22 protein-coding genes are annotated in these 24435 nt (G+C 26.4%); 4 read left to right on the top strand and 18 right to left on the bottom strand.

Annotated features, from left to right (window positions below):
- Positions 1–91: 91 nt before the first annotated feature.
- The 10 genes from CDIF1296T_RS08560 to CDIF1296T_RS08515 form a co-directional block, all read right to left on the bottom strand.
- Positions 92–2623, bottom strand: coding sequence for an FprA family A-type flavoprotein (locus CDIF1296T_RS08560; RefSeq protein ID WP_009896773.1), 2532 nt, complete (start codon positions 2621–2623; stop codon positions 92–94).
- Positions 2624–2730: 107 nt separating this feature from the next.
- Positions 2731–3348: a PepSY domain-containing protein gene (locus tag CDIF1296T_RS08555; RefSeq protein WP_009896772.1), complete on the bottom strand. Its 618-nt coding sequence runs from the start codon at positions 3346–3348 to the stop codon at positions 2731–2733.
- Positions 3349–3709: 361 nt separating this feature from the next.
- Entirely contained in the window at positions 3710–4594 is an 885-nt protein-coding gene (locus CDIF1296T_RS08550; protein ID WP_009896771.1) for a mechanosensitive ion channel family protein, read from the bottom strand.
- A 190-nt stretch (positions 4595–4784) separates the two neighbouring features.
- Positions 4785–6035, bottom strand: coding sequence for an MFS transporter (locus CDIF1296T_RS08545; RefSeq protein ID WP_009896770.1), 1251 nt, complete (start codon positions 6033–6035; stop codon positions 4785–4787).
- 221 nt (positions 6036–6256) lie between these two features.
- Positions 6257–7021, bottom strand: coding sequence for an ABC transporter permease (locus CDIF1296T_RS08540; RefSeq protein WP_003436375.1), 765 nt, complete (start codon positions 7019–7021; stop codon positions 6257–6259).
- Positions 7015–7740: an ABC transporter ATP-binding protein gene (locus CDIF1296T_RS08535; protein ID WP_003436372.1), complete on the bottom strand. Its 726-nt coding sequence runs from the start codon at positions 7738–7740 to the stop codon at positions 7015–7017. The genes CDIF1296T_RS08540 and CDIF1296T_RS08535 overlap by 7 nt, the downstream gene beginning before the upstream one ends.
- Position 7741: 1 nt before the next feature.
- Complete coding sequence (locus tag CDIF1296T_RS08530) at positions 7742–8110, bottom strand: GntR family transcriptional regulator (RefSeq protein WP_003430051.1); 369 nt, start codon at positions 8108–8110, stop codon at positions 7742–7744.
- Between the two features lie 175 nt (positions 8111–8285).
- Complete coding sequence (locus CDIF1296T_RS08525) at positions 8286–9830, bottom strand: putative bifunctional diguanylate cyclase/phosphodiesterase (protein ID WP_009896769.1); 1545 nt, start codon at positions 9828–9830, stop codon at positions 8286–8288.
- Between the two features lie 681 nt (positions 9831–10511).
- A complete protein-coding gene (locus tag CDIF1296T_RS08520) occupies positions 10512–12572 on the bottom strand; it encodes an ABC transporter permease subunit/CPBP intramembrane protease (RefSeq protein ID WP_009896768.1) in 2061 nt (686 codons plus the stop codon).
- Positions 12573–13367, bottom strand: a complete 795-nt coding sequence (locus tag CDIF1296T_RS08515; protein WP_009896767.1) for an ABC transporter ATP-binding protein — start codon at positions 13365–13367, stop codon at positions 12573–12575.
- Between the two features lie 252 nt (positions 13368–13619).
- Here CDIF1296T_RS08515 and CDIF1296T_RS08510 point away from each other — a divergent pair, with 252 nt between their 5' ends.
- The gene (locus CDIF1296T_RS08510; protein ID WP_003436448.1) at positions 13620–14537 is read left to right on the top strand and encodes a CotA family spore coat protein; all 918 of its coding nucleotides are present in this window, start codon (positions 13620–13622) and stop codon (positions 14535–14537) included.
- Between the two features lie 141 nt (positions 14538–14678).
- Here CDIF1296T_RS08510 and CDIF1296T_RS08505 read toward each other — a convergent pair whose 3' ends face one another.
- From CDIF1296T_RS08505 to CDIF1296T_RS08475, 7 genes are all read right to left on the bottom strand, one after another.
- Positions 14679–15860, bottom strand: a complete 1182-nt coding sequence (locus CDIF1296T_RS08505; RefSeq protein WP_003436463.1) for a metal-dependent hydrolase family protein — start codon at positions 15858–15860, stop codon at positions 14679–14681.
- 365 nt (positions 15861–16225) lie between these two features.
- Positions 16226–17494, bottom strand: coding sequence for a hypothetical protein (locus CDIF1296T_RS08500; protein WP_009896766.1), 1269 nt, complete (start codon positions 17492–17494; stop codon positions 16226–16228).
- Positions 17495–17504: 10 nt separating this feature from the next.
- The gene (locus CDIF1296T_RS08495) at positions 17505–18317 is read right to left on the bottom strand and encodes a hypothetical protein (RefSeq protein WP_009896765.1); all 813 of its coding nucleotides are present in this window, start codon (positions 18315–18317) and stop codon (positions 17505–17507) included.
- Between the two features lie 8 nt (positions 18318–18325).
- Positions 18326–19525, bottom strand: a complete 1200-nt coding sequence (locus CDIF1296T_RS08490; RefSeq protein WP_009896764.1) for a hypothetical protein — start codon at positions 19523–19525, stop codon at positions 18326–18328.
- 11 nt (positions 19526–19536) lie between these two features.
- Entirely contained in the window at positions 19537–20361 is an 825-nt protein-coding gene (locus tag CDIF1296T_RS08485; RefSeq protein ID WP_009896763.1) for an ABC transporter permease, read from the bottom strand.
- Positions 20354–21070, bottom strand: a complete 717-nt coding sequence (locus tag CDIF1296T_RS08480; RefSeq protein WP_009893181.1) for an ABC transporter ATP-binding protein — start codon at positions 21068–21070, stop codon at positions 20354–20356. Before CDIF1296T_RS08480 ends, CDIF1296T_RS08485 begins: the two co-directional genes overlap by 8 nt.
- Positions 21071–21141: 71 nt before the next feature.
- A complete protein-coding gene (locus CDIF1296T_RS08475; RefSeq protein ID WP_003436478.1) occupies positions 21142–21498 on the bottom strand; it encodes a GntR family transcriptional regulator in 357 nt (118 codons plus the stop codon).
- Positions 21499–21853: 355 nt separating this feature from the next.
- Here CDIF1296T_RS08475 and CDIF1296T_RS08470 point away from each other — a divergent pair, with 355 nt between their 5' ends.
- Genes CDIF1296T_RS08470 through CDIF1296T_RS08460 form a run of 3 tightly spaced genes read left to right on the top strand, consistent with a single transcriptional unit; the run spans position 21854 to position 24021 of the window.
- A complete protein-coding gene (locus tag CDIF1296T_RS08470) occupies positions 21854–22312 on the top strand; it encodes a GyrI-like domain-containing protein (RefSeq protein WP_009889503.1) in 459 nt (152 codons plus the stop codon).
- A gap of 3 nt (positions 22313–22315) precedes the next feature.
- Complete coding sequence (locus CDIF1296T_RS08465) at positions 22316–23278, top strand: ABC transporter ATP-binding protein (protein ID WP_009896762.1); 963 nt, start codon at positions 22316–22318, stop codon at positions 23276–23278.
- On the top strand, positions 23272–24021 hold the full coding sequence (locus CDIF1296T_RS08460) for an ABC transporter permease (RefSeq protein WP_009896760.1): 750 nt from the start codon (positions 23272–23274) through the stop codon (positions 24019–24021). Before CDIF1296T_RS08465 ends, CDIF1296T_RS08460 begins: the two co-directional genes overlap by 7 nt.
- Before the next feature lie 65 nt (positions 24022–24086).
- On the opposite strand, the gene CDIF1296T_RS08455 is transcribed toward CDIF1296T_RS08460, so the two are convergent.
- Positions 24087–24389, bottom strand: coding sequence for a PTS sugar transporter subunit IIB (locus tag CDIF1296T_RS08455; protein WP_003436486.1), 303 nt, complete (start codon positions 24387–24389; stop codon positions 24087–24089).
- Between the last annotated feature and the right edge of the window lie 46 nt (positions 24390–24435).

Below are 24435 nucleotides of genomic sequence, written 5' to 3'. Positions count from 1 at the left end.
ATATAAAAATTCAAAAAAGGAGTTGAATTTAAAATTTGATTAGAAAAAAATCAATTTTGAGACAACTCCTTTTTATTTTAATGTATTTAAATTATAGTATATCAGCCTTCATAATATCCTCAAAATCACCTTTTTCAGATATTAATCTTATCAATTTAACAGTACAGCTTAAATCATTTATAAGTATAGCTCCAACTAATGAACCATCTTTCATAAATAATTTTTTATATATTCTTTGACCTTCATCTTTTGATGAAATTTCTTTATCAAAATTTTGTATATTACCAATACTAAATACTTTTACATTCATTGCATCTAATGAAACTGGATATACTTCACTTTCAAATGTCAAATTATCTCCACTTGCATTTGCCCCTGCTATTTTTCCCATTTCTACTGAAGATGGCCATATTGCTAAACTAATATTTCCCACTTGTGCAACATCTCCACAAGCATATATATCTTTAATATTTGTCTGTAATGTCTTATCTACAACAATACCTCTATCAATTTTTACAGATGTATCCTGAACCATTTGAGTGTTTGCTCTTACACCAATTGAAAATACTACCATATCACAGTCAACACTATCTCCATCTTTAAATACAACTTTTTGAGCTTTTCCATCACCTTCAATACCATCAACTGCTACACCCAATCTTACATCTATTCCTGTATCTCTTACACATTGTTCTAATATTTTACTACCTTCTTTATCAAGTTGTTTTGATAGTATGCTATCCATGGCTTCAACTACTACTACTTCTAATCCTTTTAGTCTAAATTCCCATGCAGCTTCAAGTCCCAATAAACCGCCACCAATCACTACAACTTTCTTAGATTTTTCTAGTGCTTCTTTTACACTATATAAATCTTTTATATTTCTAAGAGTAAACACATTTTCTAAATCATGACCCTTAATTGGTGGTATAAAGTTTCTACTTCCTGTAGCTATTACAAGCTTATCAAATTTAATAGCTCCATCATTCACTATAATAGTTTTATTCACTTCATCTAATTTATCTACATTCGTTCCTAATATTACTACTATATTATTTTTATCATACCAATCTTTATCTTCCATGTAGAAATCTGAACCAAGTTCTTCATTTATACCATCAGAAAGTGCAGGTCTATAGTAAGTCAACTCATCTTCATTAGAAATCATAGTTATCTTACAAGTTTTATTTCTTTTTCTTATAGCATCTGCTGCATAAAAACCAGCTGCTCCATTTCCTACTATTACGAAATATTCATCAGTATCTTTTCTAAAAGTAACTTCATCTTCTTCAACTTCTATAAATTGGTCTTCCTTAGCTCCACATACAGGGCATACACTAGGAGCACTATCACCTTCAAAAACTTCATTACAAATTACACATTTAAATTTCTTAGTTTTCTTTTTACTTCCAAAAGTAGAATTTAACTTATCTAGGAATTTACCTGTATAAGAATGTAATTTATCAATCTCTTCATTTGATGGTTTAAAGTTAACAGCAAAAGGTTTTACTGCTGTCATTCTAAGCTGACTTATTCTCTCCATAGCATTTTCTATACCTTCTCCACTCCATCCATATGAACCAAATACTGAAGCAACTTTTCCACCATGAAGAACTGGGTTTAACGATATTAATATATCCCATATAGGCTTTAACGCATCTCCTAATATTGTTGGTGTTCCAAATAATACACCTTGTGATACTGCTATTTTTGCCAAAATATCTTCTTGCTTATGCTCTATTACATCAAATAAATTTACTTTATAGTTGCTATTTTTTTCAATATATGCTTTTATAGCTTCTGCCATAATCTTTGTATATCCATGTGCAGAAACATAACAAATTGTAACTTCTTTTTCTAACTTTATTTGTTCATTTACACTCCAGTTGTAATAAAGGTCTATAATTTTTCTAGGATTTTCAGTTAATACTGGACCATGACCTGGACATACAGTATCTATATCTAAATCTTTTATCTTTTCTATAGCAGTTACCATAGATGGTTTAAATGGACCCATTATACAATCATAATAGTATCTTAAAGCATCCAAGTAATCCTTTTCTTCATTTTCATCAAGTGTATTTACTATCTTATCATTACTATAGTGACTACCAAATGAATCACATGTTACAAGAGTTTTATCCTCTTTTATATATGTGTATATGGTATCTGGCCAATGAAGCATAGGTACAGAGAAAAATTCTAAAGTTTTGTCCCCAATTGATAATGTATCTCCATCTGTAACTGCAACATATTCAAAGTCTTTGTTTACGATTTCCTTAAGATATTTAATTGCTGTTTCTGAAGCTACTACTTTTGCATTTTTAGCTAAATCCAAAAGCTTTTCAACGCTTCCTGCATGGTCTGGTTCAGTATGACTTACAACAATATAGTCTATTTTTTCAAAATCTATATTTAAATCATTTAATCTTTCAATATAATTGTCAAAATGCTTATCTTTAACTGTCTCAAATAAAACTGTTTTTTCTGTTCCTTTTAATACATATGAATTATAAGTAGTTCCATAAGGTGTATACATAATTATGTCAAATACTCTTAAATCAGGGTCAAGCGAACCTACCCAATATAAATTTTCTTTTATTTTTAGTGATTTCAATGACATACCGTACTCCTCCTAAAATAGTTATTTAGTCTCTTTATACCCTGCTTGTTATATTTTAAACAAAATTTATTCAAAAAAGAAATTATTTTAAAGATAGTTTAAATCTTCTAATCTTCTTTTTCTACCTTCAATACAGTTCCCTTTTTAGAATCTACTTTTATGTCATATTCATTTTTATCTTTATCTATTCTTATTTTATAAAAAGTAACATCTAAATCTTTGTCTAAACTCCATTCTTTAACTATTCCATTTTGTTCTTTTAATGCAATTTCCATAGCTTGTTGAGGTGTCATTATGTCATTTAAATCTAATTTTTCTTTTCTAGCAACTCCATTTAAATCTTCTGAATCCAACTTTTCTGTTTTATCTTCTAATACATCTTTTGTATTAGCATCAATTTTCATCTTATATTCATTATTATCATCTACACCTTCCACAGTATAAACAAATTTATTTAAATCTCTCTCAAGACTTAAATCTACTATATCAGCATCCTTATATTTATCTTTAAATATGTTTATTGCATCTGTGTATGGCACTTTAAAATCTTGTTCCATTAAATTTTCATTATTTTTTTCATCTTTTAAAGCGTTATTTGATGCATTTGCCTCCTTTTTTGTATTATCTTGTGCTTGTCCTGAATCCTTAGTTGGACTCCCACTACATGCAGTTAATAAACCCGCTATAAGCATACTTACCACTAATAAATACGTTTTTTTACACATAAAAACCCTCCTTAAATATATTAATTTATTCTATATTATGCCCTCTAAACCCTTTATTTACCCTTTTATATTAAAAATTCCTCCTATTTTATCAATTTTAAAACTTTATATTTACTAAAATTAAAGTTACATAAAAATTATACTGTCTCAAAATGGAAACAAGCCTCTTTTTCATTGTTGAAATAATAAAAATATATTTTATTTCGTACAAAAAGAGTGCCTCATGAACTAAAAAGTTCATTTTGAGACACTCCCATTTTTTTATATTTTTACTTACAAAATAACAGTACTTATTAATTTTTTACAAACCTTATAAGTATATCTATATGATATTCTTAAATTTAAACACTATATTAAAAAATTAAATTTTGTTTAATTCTTTTACCGTTAAATCCATTTTAGGATATGGAATCGTAATTCCTTCTTCGTCAAACTTAACTTTAACCTCTTCTAGTAAATCAAGATAAATTGTCCAATAATCTTCTGTCTTGCACCAAACTCTAGTTGCAAATTTAATAGCATTATCTCCATGTTCTACTACTCCTATAAATGGTTCTGGTTCATTTATTATTAATTTATGATTATTAACAATATCTTTAAGTACTCTTCTAACATGTAGTATATCATCTTCATACCCTACACTAAAAGTCAAATCAACTCGTCTAGTATTCTTTGCTGAATAGTTTATTAGACTATCATTTGATACAGAACCATTAGGTATAAGTATCTGTTTATTATCTGGAGTAACCAATTGTGTATAAAAAAGACCTATTTGTTCAACCGTTCCTCCATGACCTGCTGCTTCTACGTAATCTCCTACTTTAAAAGGTCTAATCAATAGTATAATAAATCCTCCAGCAAAATTTGATAGACTACCTTGTAAAGCCAAACCTATTGCTACCCCTGCTGATGCTATCACAGCAGCAAAACTGGACAAACTCATTCCCCAATATTCCAGAACAATGATTATAACGGCAACTTTAAGTACACTCAAAAGAAGAGACTTTAAAAACTTTCTTAAAGTTAAATCAATATCTCTTTTACTAAGTAATAACATAACATGGTTTACAAATTTTTTTATTATTTTAAATCCAATAGAAAGTATAAGTATGCCTATTATAAGTTTTACTCCGCTTGTAGTAGCCCATTCTAGCAGACTTTCCATTATACCTCCCATATCCATCTTATTAATATCTAAATTATTTAAATCTAACTTGCTTATATCATCTATTTTCGTCGTATCCATAAAAAACTCCTTACCTTATATTTTAGAACCAATATTATAGTTTAAAGTTCTTATTTTCTATTTAATATAATACAATACCATTTGTACATAGTAAACAAGATTTATATTCCAATTATACATATTAGGAAAATGCAAACTATTTGTTATATATATGCAAAATATAATACTAAATTAAACTATTAATAAAACACTATATAGCCTTAAAATCATCATTTTTTACCCCTATATGAGATGATACTATAGTTATAATACTTAGTACTATAAATACTACAAAACCTTTTTTATATCCATCAACTATATTATATGAATTTACTTGTAAAGAGATAGCTATAATCAAATTAATAATTCCACTTCCTATAAATTCAAAAGTATTAATAACACTAGTTGCCAGTCCAGAATAAATTTCTTTATTTTTATACTTGGTATCATTAAAAACCTGTAGATGTGACATAACTATACATCCCATAATAAAGAATGATATTGGTAAAACTATAATTGGTGGTTTTACCTGGTATACAACTACAATTACAATCCATATAAACAAATCTATCATTGCTCCAAATTTTATTATATTAAATTTGCTAGACCTTATTTTAGCAAATACAAAATCCATAATTATTGAACCAAATATAAATCCATATGTAAAAAATGATACTATAAACGCAGAAAAACTCTTACTCACACCATAAACGTCCATTATGTATCTTACTCCCCACAAGCTTATAAATGCACTTGTAAGACCAACAAAAGAGAACATTATCATTGAATTATACCATGTTGATTTGTTCTTTATAACAGACTTAATACCATCAACAATATTAACCTTCTCTGACTTTTCATAGGGTTCAGTATCTACATTGAATCCATACTCTTTTGGTGTATCTCTAACAATAATATACATAAAACATCCAATTACAACACCAATTATACCGATTAATAAAAATGAATTTCTCCAACCAACAAGTTCAGACAAAAACACAAGTGGAAAAGTAGCAAGAACTCCACCTAAATTTCCTACAAATGAAAATTTAGCTGTTGCAGAAGCAAATTCTGACTTATTAAACCATCTCCCTTGAATTTTTAAAATACAAAGTAATATTACTGATGTTCCTGCCCCTACAATTACACGAGAAATATATGCTAATTCTATACTTTGAATCAAACCAAATAAAATTGACCCTAAACTTGCCATTATTATTCCAAGACTGCTAATTTTTCTTGCTCCATATTTATCAATCAAAATTCCTGCAGGTATTTGCATAAATGCATATGCATATAGGCAAAAGGATGCTATATTTGAAATTTGTATAGAATTAAAACCTAACTCATTTGCTAAATTGTCTGAAACAACAGCAGTTGACATCCTTAAAAATAATACTAAAACAAATGAAAATGTAATTATACCCCAAACACTCCACTTAGCCTTTGTATAACTTTTCATATCTTCTCCCTCAAATCCATATATTTTTAAATTTTCTTGATATAACTTATATAAAGTGTATAGTTATTCTTACAAATTTTTACACGCAATATCATTATACAACATATGTATATATTTAACTAGAAATAAAACACTATTCATATTATATACATGAATTAACTACATAAATAATAAGAGCCATCTTTTAACATTACTCAAAAGATAGCTCCATATAAAAACATTTATTCTAAATTTAATTTTTTATCTAATATAAATTTTGTAGCGAAAAATAACGCTATTGCAACTACAAGACTACCAAGTATTGCAAGCATAAAACTAGGACTCTGATAAAGATGATATACCATATTTGTATCTTCATTTGGTAAGATGCTTCCAACTGCATCTCCAACAATTGATATTACTATATTTATAGCTATAAAAGAAGCAAATGCCACTATGTTTCTATGTTTATTGAATTTTGGCAATTGTCCCATTGAGATTGATGTATATAATAACAAAATAAATGATGAATATGAAATAAACATTACTACTACTAATAATAAAATATCTAAAAAGTTTTCAGAAATCCATTTAAAACTAGTGTTAAACAAATCTAAAATTTCAGGTAGTAAAATTCCAGAAGTACCAAAAAGCATAAGAACTCCAAAAGTGAATACTGCAACTATAAAACTAAGTACAGCGTATATAAGTGCTGTTATACATTTAGATAATATAAGTGAACTAGTGCTAACAGGAAGAGTAAACATTAAATAACCTTCATCCCCCAAAAGATTTTTTCTAAACCTTTGAATTGTAACTACAATAGTTAAAACTCCTAATGCCATAAAAAGACTTGTTAATACTAGTATTCCTATTCCCTGTACCTGAAGTATATTTGTATTCATAAATATTCCATTAAATACAGCTACTATCAATATGGCTATATATAACGGTATAAATATTCTTCCACTTGCTTTTAACTCATATTTTAATAATTTACCTAACATTTAAATTCCTCCCTAAATAATGCATCTATAGATTTTCCTTTTTCTTCTCTTATTGCTTCAACGTCTCCTTGTAACACTATTTCTCCTTTTGATATGAATATTATCTCATCACATATGTTTTCTATTTCACTTATTAAGTGGGTAGCAATCAGTAAAGTACTATCTTCAGAATAATTTTTTAATATAGTCTTAAGTATATATGACCTTGCAGCTGGGTCAACACCACCTATAGGTTCATCCAATATATATATGCTCGCATTTCTTGACATTACTAAAATAAGTTGAACTTTTTCTTTAGTTCCTTTAGACATTGTCTTTAGCTTTTCATTTACATCAATATCTAAGCTTTTAATCATCTCATTTGCTCTTCTAACATCAAAATCACTATAAAAATCATAGAAAAACTTAAGTAAATCTGATACCTTCATCCAATCATTTAAATAAGTTCTTTCTGGTAAATATGAAACTATTTTTTTAGTATCTATGGATGGTTTCATTCCATTTATCATAATTTCACCATTATCAGGCTGTAATAATCCATTCATTAGCTTAATCATTGTACTTTTGCCACTTCCATTAGGTCCTAACAGCCCGACTATTTTTCCCTTTGGTATATTTAAATCAATATTTTTTAAAACATTCTTAGTTCCATAACTCTTGTTTACACCTTTAAATTCAACTATTCCATCTTGAGAAACATTGCTTATATTTTTATCCATTTTATAATTCTCCTTTCAGATTTTCTGTAATAAGTTTTAGCATTTCATCTCTATCATATCCAAGCTTTTCTAAGGTTACTTTTAATGTATTTATCTCCACATTAGCTATTTCCTCTTTCATAGCTTTTATTTTTTCCTTATCATCTGTTACAAATCTTCCTTTAGTTCTCTGACTATAAACTAAACCTTGTCTTTCAAGTTCTGTTAGAGCCTTTTGCATTGTATTTGGATTAACTTCCGCATCTTCTGCTAGTGCTCTCACTGTTTCTAATTTAGATCCTATTTTAATTTCCCCTGAAATTATTTTTAACTTTAAATGTTCTACTAATTGTATATATATAGGTTTGTTATTATCAAGTTCCCATTCCATGTTCATGCCTCCTTATTATATTATTGTATTAAGTTGTTAATACAATAATATAATAATACAAAGTATATGTCAATTACTTTTTAGTAAAAGTATAAAAAATTTTACAAAAAAAATGAACACTACATTAGAGTCCATTTTTAACACAATTTATTAAATTCTTTATATTACAGATTAATTACCCTCTTATCAAGTTGGATACAATTAAATGTTCAAATTCTTCAATTGGCATTGGCTTTCCAAACAAATATCCTTGTGCCATATCACACTTTACTTCTTTTAAAAGTTTAAACTGTTCTTCTGTCTCAACTCCTTCTGATATGACTTTCATACCCAACTCTTTTGCCATTTCTATTACTTTAGTAACAATTATTTTGCTTCTTTTACTATTATAAGTTTCCATAATAAATTTTTGGTCAAGTTTTAAGATATCCATAGGAATTTCTTTTAACATATTTAATGATGAGTACCCTGAACCAAAATCATCCATAGATATTAAAAATCCTATTTTTTTTAAATTATTCATTATATCAATTAAAATATCAAAATTATCAAATATGATACTCTCCGTTAATTCAAGTTCTATATACTTTGCAGGTATATTGTATTTATCAATTATATTTTTGTATGTTTCTATAAAATTATTGCAATATAAATGTATCCTTGAAACATTAACTGAAACAGTAACTGGATTTATTCCTGCATCAATCCATTTTCTAAGGTATATACATACTTCTTCAAGCACATATAAATCTAAATTTATAACAAAACCGTTTCTTTCAAAAAATGGGATAAATTCATTTGGAGGTATTAGCCCTTTATCAGGACGTTTCCACCTAACAAGTGCTTCTGAACCTTGTATCTCTCCTGTATTAAGTTCTATCTTAGGTTGTAAGTATATAATAAATTCTTTATTTTCTAGACTTGAAAACATTGTATTTTCCATCTCTTTTTCTTTTATCTCTTGGTCATGAATCTTATTATCATAAAATGCATATGAACTTTTATGTCCTCCCTTTGCCATTTTATGAGGTATATTAGCCCTATCTATGATTGAGTTGATATCTCTATCTTCTGGAAGTATAAAATAGATTCCACAACTTAAAACTAACTTATATTTTTCTTCTTGATTATTATTAAACAAGTCTAATTCTTCAAATATAGTTTTTAACCTCTTTGTTATATCTTCTTCTTCTATATATTTCATAATTATAATAAAATTATCCGCAGATATTCTTGCAAACATTTCCTCTTCAAATATATTACTCTTAATAATCTTTGTTAAATTACGCAAAATTTCATTCCCAACTTCATATCCAAATAAATCATTTATATATTTAAATTTATCAATATCTATATATAATAAAGCATACTTTACTTGAGTATTTTTACATAGTATTTTGTTAGCATCAATTACAAATTTATCTATAGTATTTGCTCCTGTAAGATTATCTGTATATGCTATCCTTTGCAATTTAATTTTAAAATTTAATTTATCATATATTATATAGAATATAAGTATTACACATATTATAGCCATAATAAGTATTATTTGTATTGCATGTTTGCTAATAAGCTGATTATTAGACACAATAGACTCAAAGTTATTTATGGAGTTGTTTTTATAGAGTTTGCATAAAGAATAGACTGGTGTTGTGTATGTAATTTGTAAAATTATACAAATAAATAAAAAAAACATCAATTTTTTTTGTAAATTCCTCATAAAAATTTCCTCCCATTAAAACACCTCTATTTTATTAGCAAATAAGTACATCTCAAAAGTTTCCATTTCTTGTAAAATGGATAGTTTATATCTACTTTAATTTTGTAAAATTTTCTGCTACTATAATTATAGAATGTAGCATATTCATTGTCTTAACTATTGATTTATATATTTCATATAGGTATAATAGAAAATAAATTGGATTATTTTGGCATATAATTATTTATTAAAAGGTGATTATTTTTGTTTAAATTGTCTGAAAAATTTTATTTTTATATTATAATTTTAATATTTTCTTTTCAAAACTATCCATTTTACAAGAAATGACTACTTTTTATTAAAATACAGTATTTGCAACATATTCACACTTTATTTTTTCATTTTTTTCTTATTACAATGGTTTCGACAAATCAGTAATTAATTTTTATAAATGAATAAATCAAATAATTCCTAAATTAATTTTTTTAGTATCTCACTTTCAACTTGATTATTTAAATATAAATTTCTAAAATAAAAATTATTTATTGTTTCATTTATATAACATTTTCATTACATAAATGAAACGATAAATAATTCATATAATTAAAATATATAAAATAGCACTAAAGTATTTTTATATACAAGATATATCCATATACTTTAGTGCTTATTAATATTTTAATCTATATAATAACTTTATACTTAATTTCTTAAAGACTTTCTATCTAAAACTCTTAATCCTAACATAATTAATATAAGACTTATTAGAAGAATTAAGGCAAATTTAAGTACATTTAAGTTCGAAAAATCAACTTCAACAAATTTATATAAGTTGGTTATATTTCCAGTTGTATAATGATTTAACACAACTGCTACACTATTATTTAAAAAATGCAATAATATTGATACAAATATTGAACCAGATTTATACACACTATATGCAAATATAATACCTAATATTGATGTTGGAATTATTCTAATAAAATCCATATGCATAATACCAAATAGTACCCCACTGCATATTATAGCTAGCTTGATAGACTTATTTTTATCTTTTGATTTACTAAATGAAGAAAATATAAATCCCCTAAAAAACATTTCTTCACATATAGCTGGTAATAAAGCTATTGCTAGTAAATTCAGTAAAACACTATCTTTGATAAAAAGAGCCTTATTTAAACTTTCAGCAACTTCCATATTTTGAGGAAATAAGAATAAAATTAGCTGTGTTATAATCATAATAAGTATGTATCCACCAATCCAAAGAACAATGCTCCCAAACACATGCTTTAATTTAGGAACTGTCAAGCTAAATACCTCTTTAAAATCAGCTTTAATATAGTATGCAAATAATAATGGTAAAGAAATTATCATGAATTGTGTCATTATAATACCTGCCATACCAAATTTAATTTGAACTAAAGAACCAACATAAATCAATAGAATTAATCCTACTGCATATAAAATAACACCATCACTTACAGTTGGTATAGACCCTTTTTTTATATTACTTCTTTTCTCTAAGAAAGAGAAACTCTTACTATTACCAAAAAGTATTTCCTCAGAATTGAACATCTTAGACAGTAGTATGATTGCCAATATAACAAAGGCTACATTTGATGCTAAAACTAAGGCTATTAAATTTAAATCGCTTTTAAAAGATAATACACTTTTTATAAGTAAAGATATATTTACTACAGGTATTACAGCTGTTACTCTATCTAATACTATATTTGGTATCATAGAAACATATGATGGTATCATAATAATTAACATAAGAGGTGTTATGTAGTTTTGAGCATCTTTAAAACTTTTTGCTAATGAACATACACACATACTTATTGCTGAAACTACCATTGAAAAAAGACATATGCAAATTAAAGTAGTTATAATTGGTAAGACTAAATCTCCATAATTAAAGTTTCCAAAACCAAATTGGCTACTAATACCTCCACTAACTAAAATAAATGCCATAGTCAGTCCCATAGATAAAATGTTTAAAATTGCTGTTACTATTGCACTAAGAGAAACTGCCATATATTTTCCCATAACCAGTTCTAAGTTTGATATTGGGAGTGTAAATAATGTTTCTAATGTACCTCTTTCCTTTTCTCCAGCCATAACATCTATTGCTGGATATATTGAACCTAGTAAAACTCCTATTATTAATATAAATGGAAGTATCTGACCTAAAAAGTATCCTGCCACTTCTTCCGTCTTTGCAACATCTACAGTGCTATATGTTATTGGTTCTAAAGTAGCTTGTACATCTAATCCTTTTTCAGATAAAGTTTTTTCTATGGTAAATCTTTTATATTTATCCAAAACAGTTTCAATTCTTTTTAGTGCATTAGAAGAATTTTCTTGAGAAGAATTTATATATATTTGATAATTTATAGATGATTTTTTTTCTTCCATCTTTATATAAGCATCAATTTTATTTTCTTCTAATGACTTTTTATAGTTATCTACATCTAACACTCTTATTTTGCCTTTATCATTTGAAGTATTTTTAGTATCTTTTTCTAAATTATCATCTTCAATCATGGATACTAAAACCTTATTAGGTTTATTATTAAAAGCTATATTAATGTCCTTACTATTCATACTACTTGCAGACATATTCATTACTTGAATCATTAATAACATAAGTAAAGGATATAAAAGAAGTGGCACAACAATCATCATAAATAAAGTCTTTTTATCTCTCAATATGTCTAACATTTCTTTTTTAAATATGTATTTTACAATCTTACTTCTCATTTAAATGTCCTCCTTTCTGGCAAGTTCTATGAATACATCTCTCAAATTATTTACTCCAGATTCCTCTTTTAAACTCTGTGGTGTTCCTGATGCAATTATTTTCCCATTGTGAATCATAAAAATCTTGTCACATAAAGTTTCTGCTTCTTCCATATAATGAGTTGAGTAAAGAACAGTTTTTCCCCTTAGTTTTTCATTCTTCATAAAATCTATAATAGATGCACTACTTAAAACATCCAGACCTAGTGTTGGCTCATCAAAAATATATACTTTTGGAGAATGTATTAAACAACGAGCTATAGATGTTCTTTGAGTCTGACCAGTTGATAGATTTTCAATTCTATTATCTATAAATTCACTCATATCCATTATTTTTACAATATTTTCAATTGATTCTTCTATATCTTCTTTTGACATCTCATATAGACTTGCAAAAGTTGTTAGAAGTTCTCTCGGAGAAAGCCTTCCATATAGTTTTGTATTTCCAGAGAGATAACCTATTTCTTTTTTTGCTGAATTTCTATCTATTGAATAATCATATCCAGAAATATTTATACTTCCTGATGTTGGTGTTAATATGCCACCTAACATTCTAAGTAATGTAGTCTTTCCTGCACCATTTGGACCTAATATTCCAACAATTTCACCTTCCATAACTTTAAATGAAACATTATTTACAGCAAAAAATTCTTCTTTTTTAGTTTTTACTTTCTTTAGCTTTCTTATTGAACTTTTATTCTTATCATCTTTTACAACCCTTGTAAAAGACTTACACAATTTATCTACCTCAATCATTTATCAAACCACTCCTTTCTCGTTCATATGTTATATTTATATAAATATAACATATAAACCTTTTTTATACACAGTTTTTTGTTTTAGAATGGATTATTCATAAAAATTTACAAGTTTATCTGACAAATTATTATTTTTTATTTGTTTATAATATCTTTTGTAACATTTTTTTACATTATAAATATAATATTACTATATAGATAAGCTTAATTATCTATACATTTAAATTAAAATATAAAAGGAGTGTATTTAGTGGAAAATAATAAATGTAGAGAGGACTTTAGATTTACACAAGAATATGAGGAAGATTATCCAAATACAAATGAAAGATACTATGAAAATTATCAAGTAGCTGATAGATACTATAATTATCCAAATAAATATAAAGAACCTAAAATAAAACAATGTTGTTGTAAAAAAAGTATGAGAGAGGCCTTAGAACTTCTAAGATATGATGCTCTAAGACCTTTTGTAAACTTTAATCAATTTGCTTTTATCTCAGATTTCTTTATAGTAGGTGCTAATTTGGTAGGTATAGATCTTTCAGCTCCTCCAAAAGATAATTTATCTGGACTTGATGGTACTTTTGAAAGATTTTCTGCTTGTAACTGTGATTTAATAGATATAGCTGGTAGAGTATCTTATCCTATTCCAGTCCCTTTAACTCTTGAGGGATTAATTAATACTATAGGAACTATACCAGGAGTAGCTGAATTAATTGCACTTATTGATGCAGTTATTCCTCCTACGATAGACCTTGGGGCTATATTAGATGCAATACTTGCTGCTATAATTGATTTTATACTTGCTGCATCTACTCCATTAGCAAACGTAGATTTAGCATCATTGTGTAATCTTAAAGCTGTTGCATTTGATATTACACCTGCAGATTATGAAGATTTCATAGCATCTTTAGGTTACTATCTTGATAAAAAACATTACAAAGAATGTAATTGTAACTGCGATTGTGATGATTGCTGTTGTAATAAAGGTATCCTAGATAATCTTTATATGTCAAATATAAATAATCAAGTTACTGTAGTAGCTGGTAGTTTGGTTCTAACTGGTGTTGAAGTTCTAGGTAAGAAAAATGATGTTATAGTACTTGGAAATTCTAATGATTCAAGAATATACTTTGTATGTGTAGATTCTATAGATTATATTGCATAAGAATGATTTTAAAGAGTTATATCTAAATATAAAATAGAATCTATTTTCTAAAGTATAAAAGATTTAATTATTACTAATAAAAAAGAGTGTCTATAATTATTTAAAAATTTCTTTAGACACTCTTTTTTATTTTTATACTATTTATCTAACTTTTTTACCAAGTTTAAATACTGCTAACACATCTGCAAGTACGTCTATATTCTCTACTGGATTTCCATTTACAACTATAACATCTGCTTTCTTTCCTTTTTCTAGAGTTCCATAATTTTTATCAATTCTTAAAAGTTCAGATGCTGTTTTTGTAGCAGCAACTATTATATCCATATTATCCATACCATAATCTGACATTAGTTTCATTTCATAATATGTTTTTCCATGTTCATTATAAGAAGTTCCTGCATCAGAACCAACTGCAATTTTAATTCCTTTTTTATATGCTTTTAGGAATGACTCTTTGTGTGGAATGGCAACAATCTCACACTTTCTAAGAGTAGCTTCAGTTATTCCACTTTCTTTTCCTGCATTTAGAATAAAATATGGTGCAGCCACAGTTGGAACTAAGTAAGTTCCTCTTTCAAGCATCAAATCAATTATTTCATCATCTAAATAAACACCATGTTCTATAGAAGTAATTCCTGCAAGCACTGCATTTTTTATACCAGTTCTTCCTTGTGCATGTGTGGCAGTTATTTTACCTGCTTTTATAGCTTCATCTACAGCAGCCTTCATTTCCTCCAAAGTTAATTGTGGTGACCCTGGCTCAACTCCATCAGTTGTTACACCTCCAGTTGCCATTATCTTTACACAATCTACTCCATTTTTTAAAACTGTTCTGGCTGATTTTCTACATTCATCCACTCCATCACTTTCAATACCAAAATAATATCCATGCCCTCCTGTCATACATATAACTGGACCTGAAGTAACTATACCAGGACCATCTATAGACCCTTTGTCTATAAGATTTTTAAGTTGTACATCCACATATTTGGGACAACCTAAGCTTCTAATATATGTTACTCCTGAATCCAAATAAGCATCAAGTTGTTTTATCGTATTTACTACAAGCTCTACATCTGATACATTATCATAATATATCTTTGGATTTCCAACTGGCTCCATTGTCAAGTGAACATGACAATTCATAATGCCTGGCATAACAGTTTTATCTAAGTAATCGTACACATCATATCCATTTAAATCATCTCTTATATCTTCAATTTCAACTATAGTATCTCCATCAATAATTATACCCTTATTTTGCATAATACTATTTCCGGTTCCATCAATTAAATTCCCTGCTTTAATATATTTTTTGTTCATCTTAAATTTCTCCCCCTTTTAAGTACAATGTATTATTTATTTATTATTTCTAATATTCTAATAATTAATTTTACCACTATAAGCATTCTATTTCAAATTTAAGTGCATTAATATAAATTAAATTGTTATAATTATACACAAAAACATTAAAAAATATTTTTGTATATAATTATAAATAAATGTCTTTCTTAAAATAAAGATAATCTTTTTTTCATTATCAAAATAAATCTAAACAATGAAAATATATTTGATTTCATATAAAAAAAGTGTCTCATGAGCTAAAAAGTTTATTTTGAGACACTCCCTTACTTATACTTATCTGTGATACATATAAAAGTTTAAAGTTCTAAAATTAATTCTAACACTTAATTTGCAACAAAAAATAACTTTTCTTGTAAACTTATATCTCCATTTATTAGCTCAGCTTCATAAATATTCTTTTTAAGTTTCATATCAAATACTTGAAATTTTACTGGCTTAGTTCCGACTACATCAACAACCCCTTTAAATCCTTTTAATTCTCCTGATATACTGTTCTTAATACCTGAAATAGAATATATCTTATCATCCAGTAGCTTAACTTTCCTAACTCCAGATGATGCTTCATTATAATCTACTTTTAAATCAAGTATCTCATAATCTTCTAATTTAATCTCATTAGAATTAATATCATAAACAAGATTAGTTATGGAATTACTCATATCCGTAACTATAAGATTCAATTTATTATTTTTTACCATATAATCTAGCTTAGTTTTACTTAATAAGCCAATCTCCTTTGGATTTGCATTCTTTTCTTTGTTTAGATTATCCATAAATTTATTACTTATATTAAAAGTGTTATCTTCTATATCATATATAATAAAGTTAGAGTAACTATCATGTCCTTCAATATATCCATTTTTACTTTTATTATTTACTATTTCTAAGTATAATTTACTTCCAATAGAAAATTTAATTTCATTGATATTTTGTTGTTCTCCATTCTGTAATCCTAAATTAAATCTATTTAATAATTTATAAGACTTATTTTTTATATCTATCTTTAATATACAAATATTATTGACTTTAGAACCTGAAATATTAGTTTCACTAATTACCATATATAAATTACCTTTATATATTTTGTTAAATAAGGTTTTCCAACTATTTTCTTTAAAATCAGACTTATTTAAATTAATATCAAAATTTTCTTCTACCCCACTTTTTAAATTTTTATTTGAAACCTTTATACAATCATTTAAAGCATTCATTCCTTGTACTAAATCAGACTTAACAGAGGTATACGCTTCTCCTATATTCAAATCATCTTTATATATAAATTCTTTTCCTTTATCATTAACAAAGTCACTGTATTTTTTGTCAATATTTAAATAATCATTTCTAATTCTTGATTTTGGGTTTGTATTATTTCTTACTCCATTTTTACTTATAATTACCTCCTCATAAGAAAATTTGCTTATATCAGGTGTATATACTACACTTACTCTCCCTATATCTTTTACATTGCCTTTTAAAGTTTTTACAGATAGTTTATCCTTATTAAAATAACTCAATATTAAGGTCATAGTAATCATTAAAAAACATACTATTATAAAACATATTGTATATTTTCCTATATTTTTTGCTTTCATAATATCCCTCCTAAAAGTCAATCTTTTGCTTCAAAAGTTTATTAGATATAAGACTACATACAAATATGTTTATACTTGAATATAGAACAGTAAATACATCACTGTATTCGTAAGGTATAATAAATTCTATAGAAATTATAAACACTAAAATTTCTATAACTAAAAATAGAAAACTTATTAAAGTGCTTACTTTATAAATAGATTTATTTATAAGAATTGATGTAAATACTACAGATACAAATCCTATCAATAAAAATATATACTCTACAAATAGTATTTCAAAGCTATATGGAAGTAACATTTTTAACTCATATATTGTTTCTTGTACAAAACCATAGTTTGTGACATTACCAAGCATATGTCTAGGCAACAACTTACTTGCAATAAACAAAGATATTGTAAGTACTACTGTATAGCTATACACTAGAAATAATATATTTAATAATTTAGATATATAAATATTGATTCTATTTTTAGGTAGCATTATAAGTGTATATATAGATTTACTTCTACCATTAAAGTCTCTATACCAAATAAAAAAAGCATAGCAAATACATGCAATTATACCAAACATAAACCACGATTCTGTAGAACCCATTATATTTCTAAAGCTTGAGAAACCTGTAACATTTACCGTTTCTATCGTATTTCCGATTTTTGTTAACTGTTCACTTTTAACTGCATTTTCTATTATGTAATTATAGTCATTTAAATTTTTTACTATGTTTAAAATTACAAAAGAACAACAACAAATTATTATAAATATATAATTCTTTATATTTCTTTTTAATTCAAATTCGAATAATCTTATTAAATCTTTCATCAACTCACCTACTTTATTTCAAATTCTAACATACTATTTGAACTGTTAAATTGTAATTCTCCTTCATATACAATTTCCTTAGAATTTTTATTTATTATATATAGCATAAATTTATCATCCCAAGATAATATAGAGTTTAGCCTTGATGTATATGCAACGATTTTATTTGAATCAATTTCAATACTTCTAATTCCTCTTTTTTCTCTATTATCTAAAACATATTTATCTTCATCTAAGCTTTTATCTAATATATTATAGGTAAGTAAATTTAACTCTGTAATTGAACTATTATCATAATCATTCGACATTACCATATATAATTTATTAGCTTCTAACTTTGCTTTTGCTAAAGCCATTTTGCTATCAGTTTTTAATTCCATTATGCTTTCCTTATTTTCTTCAAGATTATACTCAAGTAAATGAAATTTAGAATTACTATTATCACCTATGTTTGTATTTAGTACATTTACTAAAATATACATCTTATCCTCATATTTGCTAGCATAACTTACACCTATGTTCTCTATGTTTTGGTATTTTTCGGAAAAATAATTACTTAAATTTATACTTTTTATAGTCTTGATTTTTTTATTTTCTGGATTAATTTTTATTATATCTATAGTACTTGAATATTCTTTGTTATTTTCTGATGAATCACTTGTAGCATAAAGTACAGATACATATAAGTATTTTTTATATCTTTTTGATGCTAGTATCTTTGCATAATAATCATCTGTACTTTTATCTACTTTATATCTTGTCCTTGTAAAATTATTCATATCTAATTTTTCATATTCAATTTCTTTATCACTACCTTCTGATGGAAATACACCTTTTTCTAAATCTTCTTTTTTCTCATCTATCACAAAGTTTATATCTTTTGACTCCTCATTCATTTCAAATCCAACATGAGCAATTAAATCTGAACCACTAGATACATCAATTAAATTATTTGTGTTCTTACTATCCTTTTGTAGTTTTATTAATTCAGTCTTTTTGGTTTTGTTACTTCCATTTATTGTATAATATGAATTTATATATCCATTCAAAGCATATCCAAAATTTATGTTTATATGGTCTAATTCATTAGAGTCACCTTTTATAGTTTTTATCTTTAAATTATCTTCATTATTTAATAAACCTATACTAAAATATATTGCTAAAGTCAAAAATATAATAAATATAGATATTTTAGATTTTAATTTCATACCACCCCTCCTTAAAGAGATACTTTCTTTTTAATTAGCAAATAAGATATTCCATTTAGAATAAACATTATAATTAAAAAACTTAATAACCCTGCTACTAAATTGTTAAATTGAAATCCTATAAGATTATAATATTTTCTAAATAAAGTGATTATATTTATATATATTGTTGAAAAATATAAGCCTGCTATAATCAGCAAAGTGATTAAAATTACATAAAATTTATTTATATAGGAAAAGATAAATAATATACAGCAATTTACAATAGAAATAGCTATAAGTAGTAAAAATACATAAATAGCCATAAAAGAGATAAAATCAATTGGTATACTCTTCAAGTTTAAATAATATAAATCTTTGGCAAAGTTCATATTGATTATAGGCATATTTCTAAAAATGAAATTAAATATATATTTACATATAAATAATGTTGCTGTCTGACTTATCAAAAAACCATATATCATTGTTATCAAGGCTATTGATTTAGATATACAAATCTTAAACTTATTTTGAGGTAACATCATAAGTGTATAAATACTTTGATTATTTGAAAAGAACTCTCTTTTCCACATAAAAATATAGTATATAAAAAGTCCCAATATCCCAAAGAACAATATACTTTGGATAAAACCAAGATTACTAAGTATCCCTAGTCCATAAAATATACCTCCAAAATCTTCTATTGCTAAGTTCATAATAAATTTAGAATTTTTAAATTTATTAATTTCGAATAAATTTAAACTAAGTGTAATTAATGAAAAAAATGATATATAAGCTATATAAAACTTATTGCTTCTTCTCAAATCTACATTTATTAGATATAGAAGTTTATTCATTCTTATATACCTCCCTCATCTTATCTAATATAGATTTACCTTCTCTTTCTCTTAATTCTTCTGCATTAAATGAAGTTATAATCTGCCCTTCATCAAGAATTACAACCTCATCAACTAAACTTTCTATCTCTACTATCTCATGAGTAGTTATGATAATGGCTTGATTTTCCTCCATATATTGCGCTATTACTCCTATAAACTCTTCCCTCTTAAACAAATCAATTCCTGTAAATGGTTCATCAAGAAGTATGTACTCTGGGTCTTGGCAAAATCCAAGTATTAATTTTACTCTTGCAATGTTTCCTTTTGACAAGTTATCAATTATTTCATCTTCATCCAATTTAAATATGTCCATCATTTCTTTTGATTTTTCTTTATTCCACTTTGAATAAAAAATTTCCATAAATTCAAATGTTTCTTTTATTGTTGTATTGCTAAAGTGAGATTGTACATCTGGAACAAAAGCCAATTTATTGTATACTTTTTCATTTATTTTTTCTCCATCTATACGAATTTCTCCACTATCAATGTTTATAAGTCCTGCTATTGCTTTTAACATGGTTGATTTACCAACACCATTTATACCAAGTAATGCAGTTATTTTTCCCTTTTCTATATTAAAACTTACATTTTTTAAAGCTTCTATCTTTCTTATTTTAAGCCCTTGCATCCTTTTATATGTTTTGCTGACATTCTTTATTTCTATCATATTTACTATCCTCCACATCCAATATGCTTATAAATAAACTTTCTAAACTAAGTTTTCTATTTGTTAAAAAACTAATACTTATCTTCTATTATTTTTAAAACTTCTTCTTTGCTAACATTTATTGCTTTCATATCTTCTATAAAAACAGATAGTGATTCATTTATAAGCTCTAATTTTAAATTTTTTAATATATTTTCATCAACTGTTACACTGCTTTGATAATTTTTAAAAGTATTTATTATATTCATATCACCCATCTCCTTATATGCTCTTTGAACTGTATTTAAGTTTACTTTTAGATTAAGTGCCATTTCTCTTCTTGATGGTATTGTCTCTCCTGGTTTCAACTCTCCTGTTACTATTTGTCTCTTTATATACTTTACTATTTGCAAATAAATGGGAGTTGTATTATCTAATTCAAAATTCATGATTCCTCCTATTCTAGTGTATTAATACGATAGTACACTTACTTTAAAAAAATACGCCTTTATTTCAGACTTTATCTAGTATCCTATTAAGTGTATTATACGATTAATACACTTAATTTGTAAATACTTATTTTATAAATTGCTTTATTTTAATTTGCTAAAAAATCTAAAGTAAAGCTTAAATAATAACTTTACAAAATGGAGCATCAAATGAGAGGATATATATTTTATGTTATGTTAGACTTGAAAACAAGCAAACGAGATAAGATTATATGTTTTCAACTAATCAAAATCTTATATGTATTAATGCTTAAAAATCTAGTAAGAATATGAACACACATTAGGAGGTAAACAAATGAATTGCAAAATTGAAATCAAAAATATCGAATCAGTCACAGTGGCTACCATGCGTTATAATGGACCTATGACTGAGGCAACAAAGTATTTTCCAAATGTATTTAAAGCTATAAAAGGAAAGTCTAACGGTGCACCATTCTTTTGCTACTATGATGTTGACCAAAAAACTGGTGTTGCAGAAATGGAATTATGTGTTCCAACTGCTGAAACTCCAAATCGTATGGGTATAACTACAAAAGAATTTCCTAAAACAAAAGCTTTATTTTTTACTCACACAGGCTCTTATAGTAATTTGCCAAAAACGTATGAAATGATATTTAAATATATTCATGAAAATAATATAAAAATACAAACTCCTTGGAGAGAAGTATTTATTAAAGGACCAGGTATGTTGATAAAAGGAAACCCAGATAACTATATTACAGAGATAATATTTCCACTTAAAGAGGAGGAATAATATATGTTAGCGATTGAAATAGACAATTTAGTAAAAGAATATAAAAATGGTGTGAAAGCTTTAAATGGTCTAAGCTTTAATGTAAATGCTGGAGAAATTTTTTCTTTACTTGGTCCTAATGGTGCTGGTAAATCTTCTCTTATAAATATTTTGACTACCTTTTACAAACCTACATCTGGAAATGTAAAAATGTTTGGAAAAGATTTAGTAGATAATTCTTCTTGGATACGTACTCAAATTGCTTGTGTAGCACAGCAAATCTCTATTGATGAACATTTATCCCTTATGGAAAATATGGTATTTCAAAGTAAAATGTATAAAGTAGAACCACAGATTGCAAAACAAAGAATAGACTCTTTAATTGATAAGTTTGACTTATCTAGTTACTTAAAATATCCTACTTCATCATATTCAGGGGGTGTAAAACGTAGATTGGACATAGCTATGAATATGGTATCATCTCCTAAAATCCTATTTTTAGATGAACCAACTGTTGGTATGGATGTCGATTCAAGAAAATCTATGTGGGATATGTTATTAAAAATTAGAGATGAGTATGGCACAACTATATTTCTAACTACTCATTATCTTGAAGAAGCTGAACAATTGAGTGATAATATTTGTATTATGAAGAATGGAAAGGATTTAGCACAAGGAACACCATCAAGTTTACGTAGTTACATTAGACAAAATATACTACGTATAACTTTTCATAATACTGAAGATATAAAAAAATATAAAGATTCAATTAAAAGTACTGGTTTAGTAAAGTTTATGAGCGTACGAGAAAATTCAATTTTTATAAGTGTAAACGATAGTAGAACTGCTTTTACTTTAATAAATAAATGGCTTTTAGAACATGATATAGAATTTGATGCAATAGAAATTGTAGAGCCAAGTCTCGAAGATGTATTTTTAGCACTTACAAGTTCTAAAAAAAGCTTAAAGGAGGAATGGGAATGTTAAATATCTTATGGCGTAGTATGAAGTGGCGTTTTAAAAATCCAATCTCATTTGTAGTTACTATATTACAACCTTTTCTTTGGCTTGTGCTTTATAGTTCTATTGCAAACCAAACTATGAATAATATAAATATCAATAATTATACTGCTTTTATACTACCAGGTATCATTGTACTGGTTGTGTTTTCTTCTTGTAGTAGTGGTGGTATTATAAACTTTATAATGAAGAACAGTGGAAGTTTCTATAGAGTCTTAATTGCACCTATCAGCAGGTATTCAATCGTCCTTGGTCAATTATTAGAAGCTATCTTAGTTTCTTTCATAGAAGTAACTATTTTGTGTATAGTAAGTATATTCTTCTCAGTAAGGATAGAATCTGGCATTGGTGGAATCCTACTTATGATAGTACTGATATTTATGACAGCCTTCTTTTTATCAAGTCTAGCTTATTCTATAAGTTTATTATTGCCAAATGAAATAGTTTATGAAACAATTATGACTGCAATTGTACTTCCTATTTTCTTTTTAAGTTCAGCTCTTTTCCCTATAGAAAGTTTATCTGGAGGATTAAAAGTAGCAGTGATGCTCAATCCATTTACCCATGTTATTAACGCTTTACGTAGCTTAATATTTGGTGAGACTATTCTTATTGGAGATATACTGCCTTTTATCCTACTATTTTTAATATTGTGCTGTTCAAGTTTTTCACTTGCTATGTGGAGATTAAAAAAAGAAATGGTAAGCTAAGTTTTAAGCCTATTAATAACAAATAATAAAAATGGACTCTATTATATAGAATCCACTTTTATTATTTATTTTAATATTTCTAAAACCGAATTTAACACAGCATGACCATTACAAGTGCCATAGTTTACCATATCTATTATAGATACTGGAGCTCTATCTCCAACTATAGACTTTACGTCATCAAGCATAAATCTAAGTTGTGGTCCAAGAAGTAAAATATCAAAGTTATCAAGCTCCGATTTTATATCTCCTTCTCCAACTGCCCATATTTTACAGTCTATATTTCTTTTTTTTGCATCCTTCTCCATTTTATTTACCAATAGGGTAGAAGACATGCCTCCAACACACACTAACAATATCCTAATCATTTATAGCTCCTTTTTAACCAAATCTACATATATCTTGATTAAAAAG

The organism is Clostridioides difficile ATCC 9689 = DSM 1296, from assembly GCF_001077535.1.
In the GTDB taxonomy this organism is placed as follows: domain Bacteria; phylum Bacillota; class Clostridia; order Peptostreptococcales; family Peptostreptococcaceae; genus Clostridioides; species Clostridioides difficile.
Note: the sequence above shows the minus strand (reverse complement) of the source record. Positions and strands in the feature narration are given on the sequence as shown.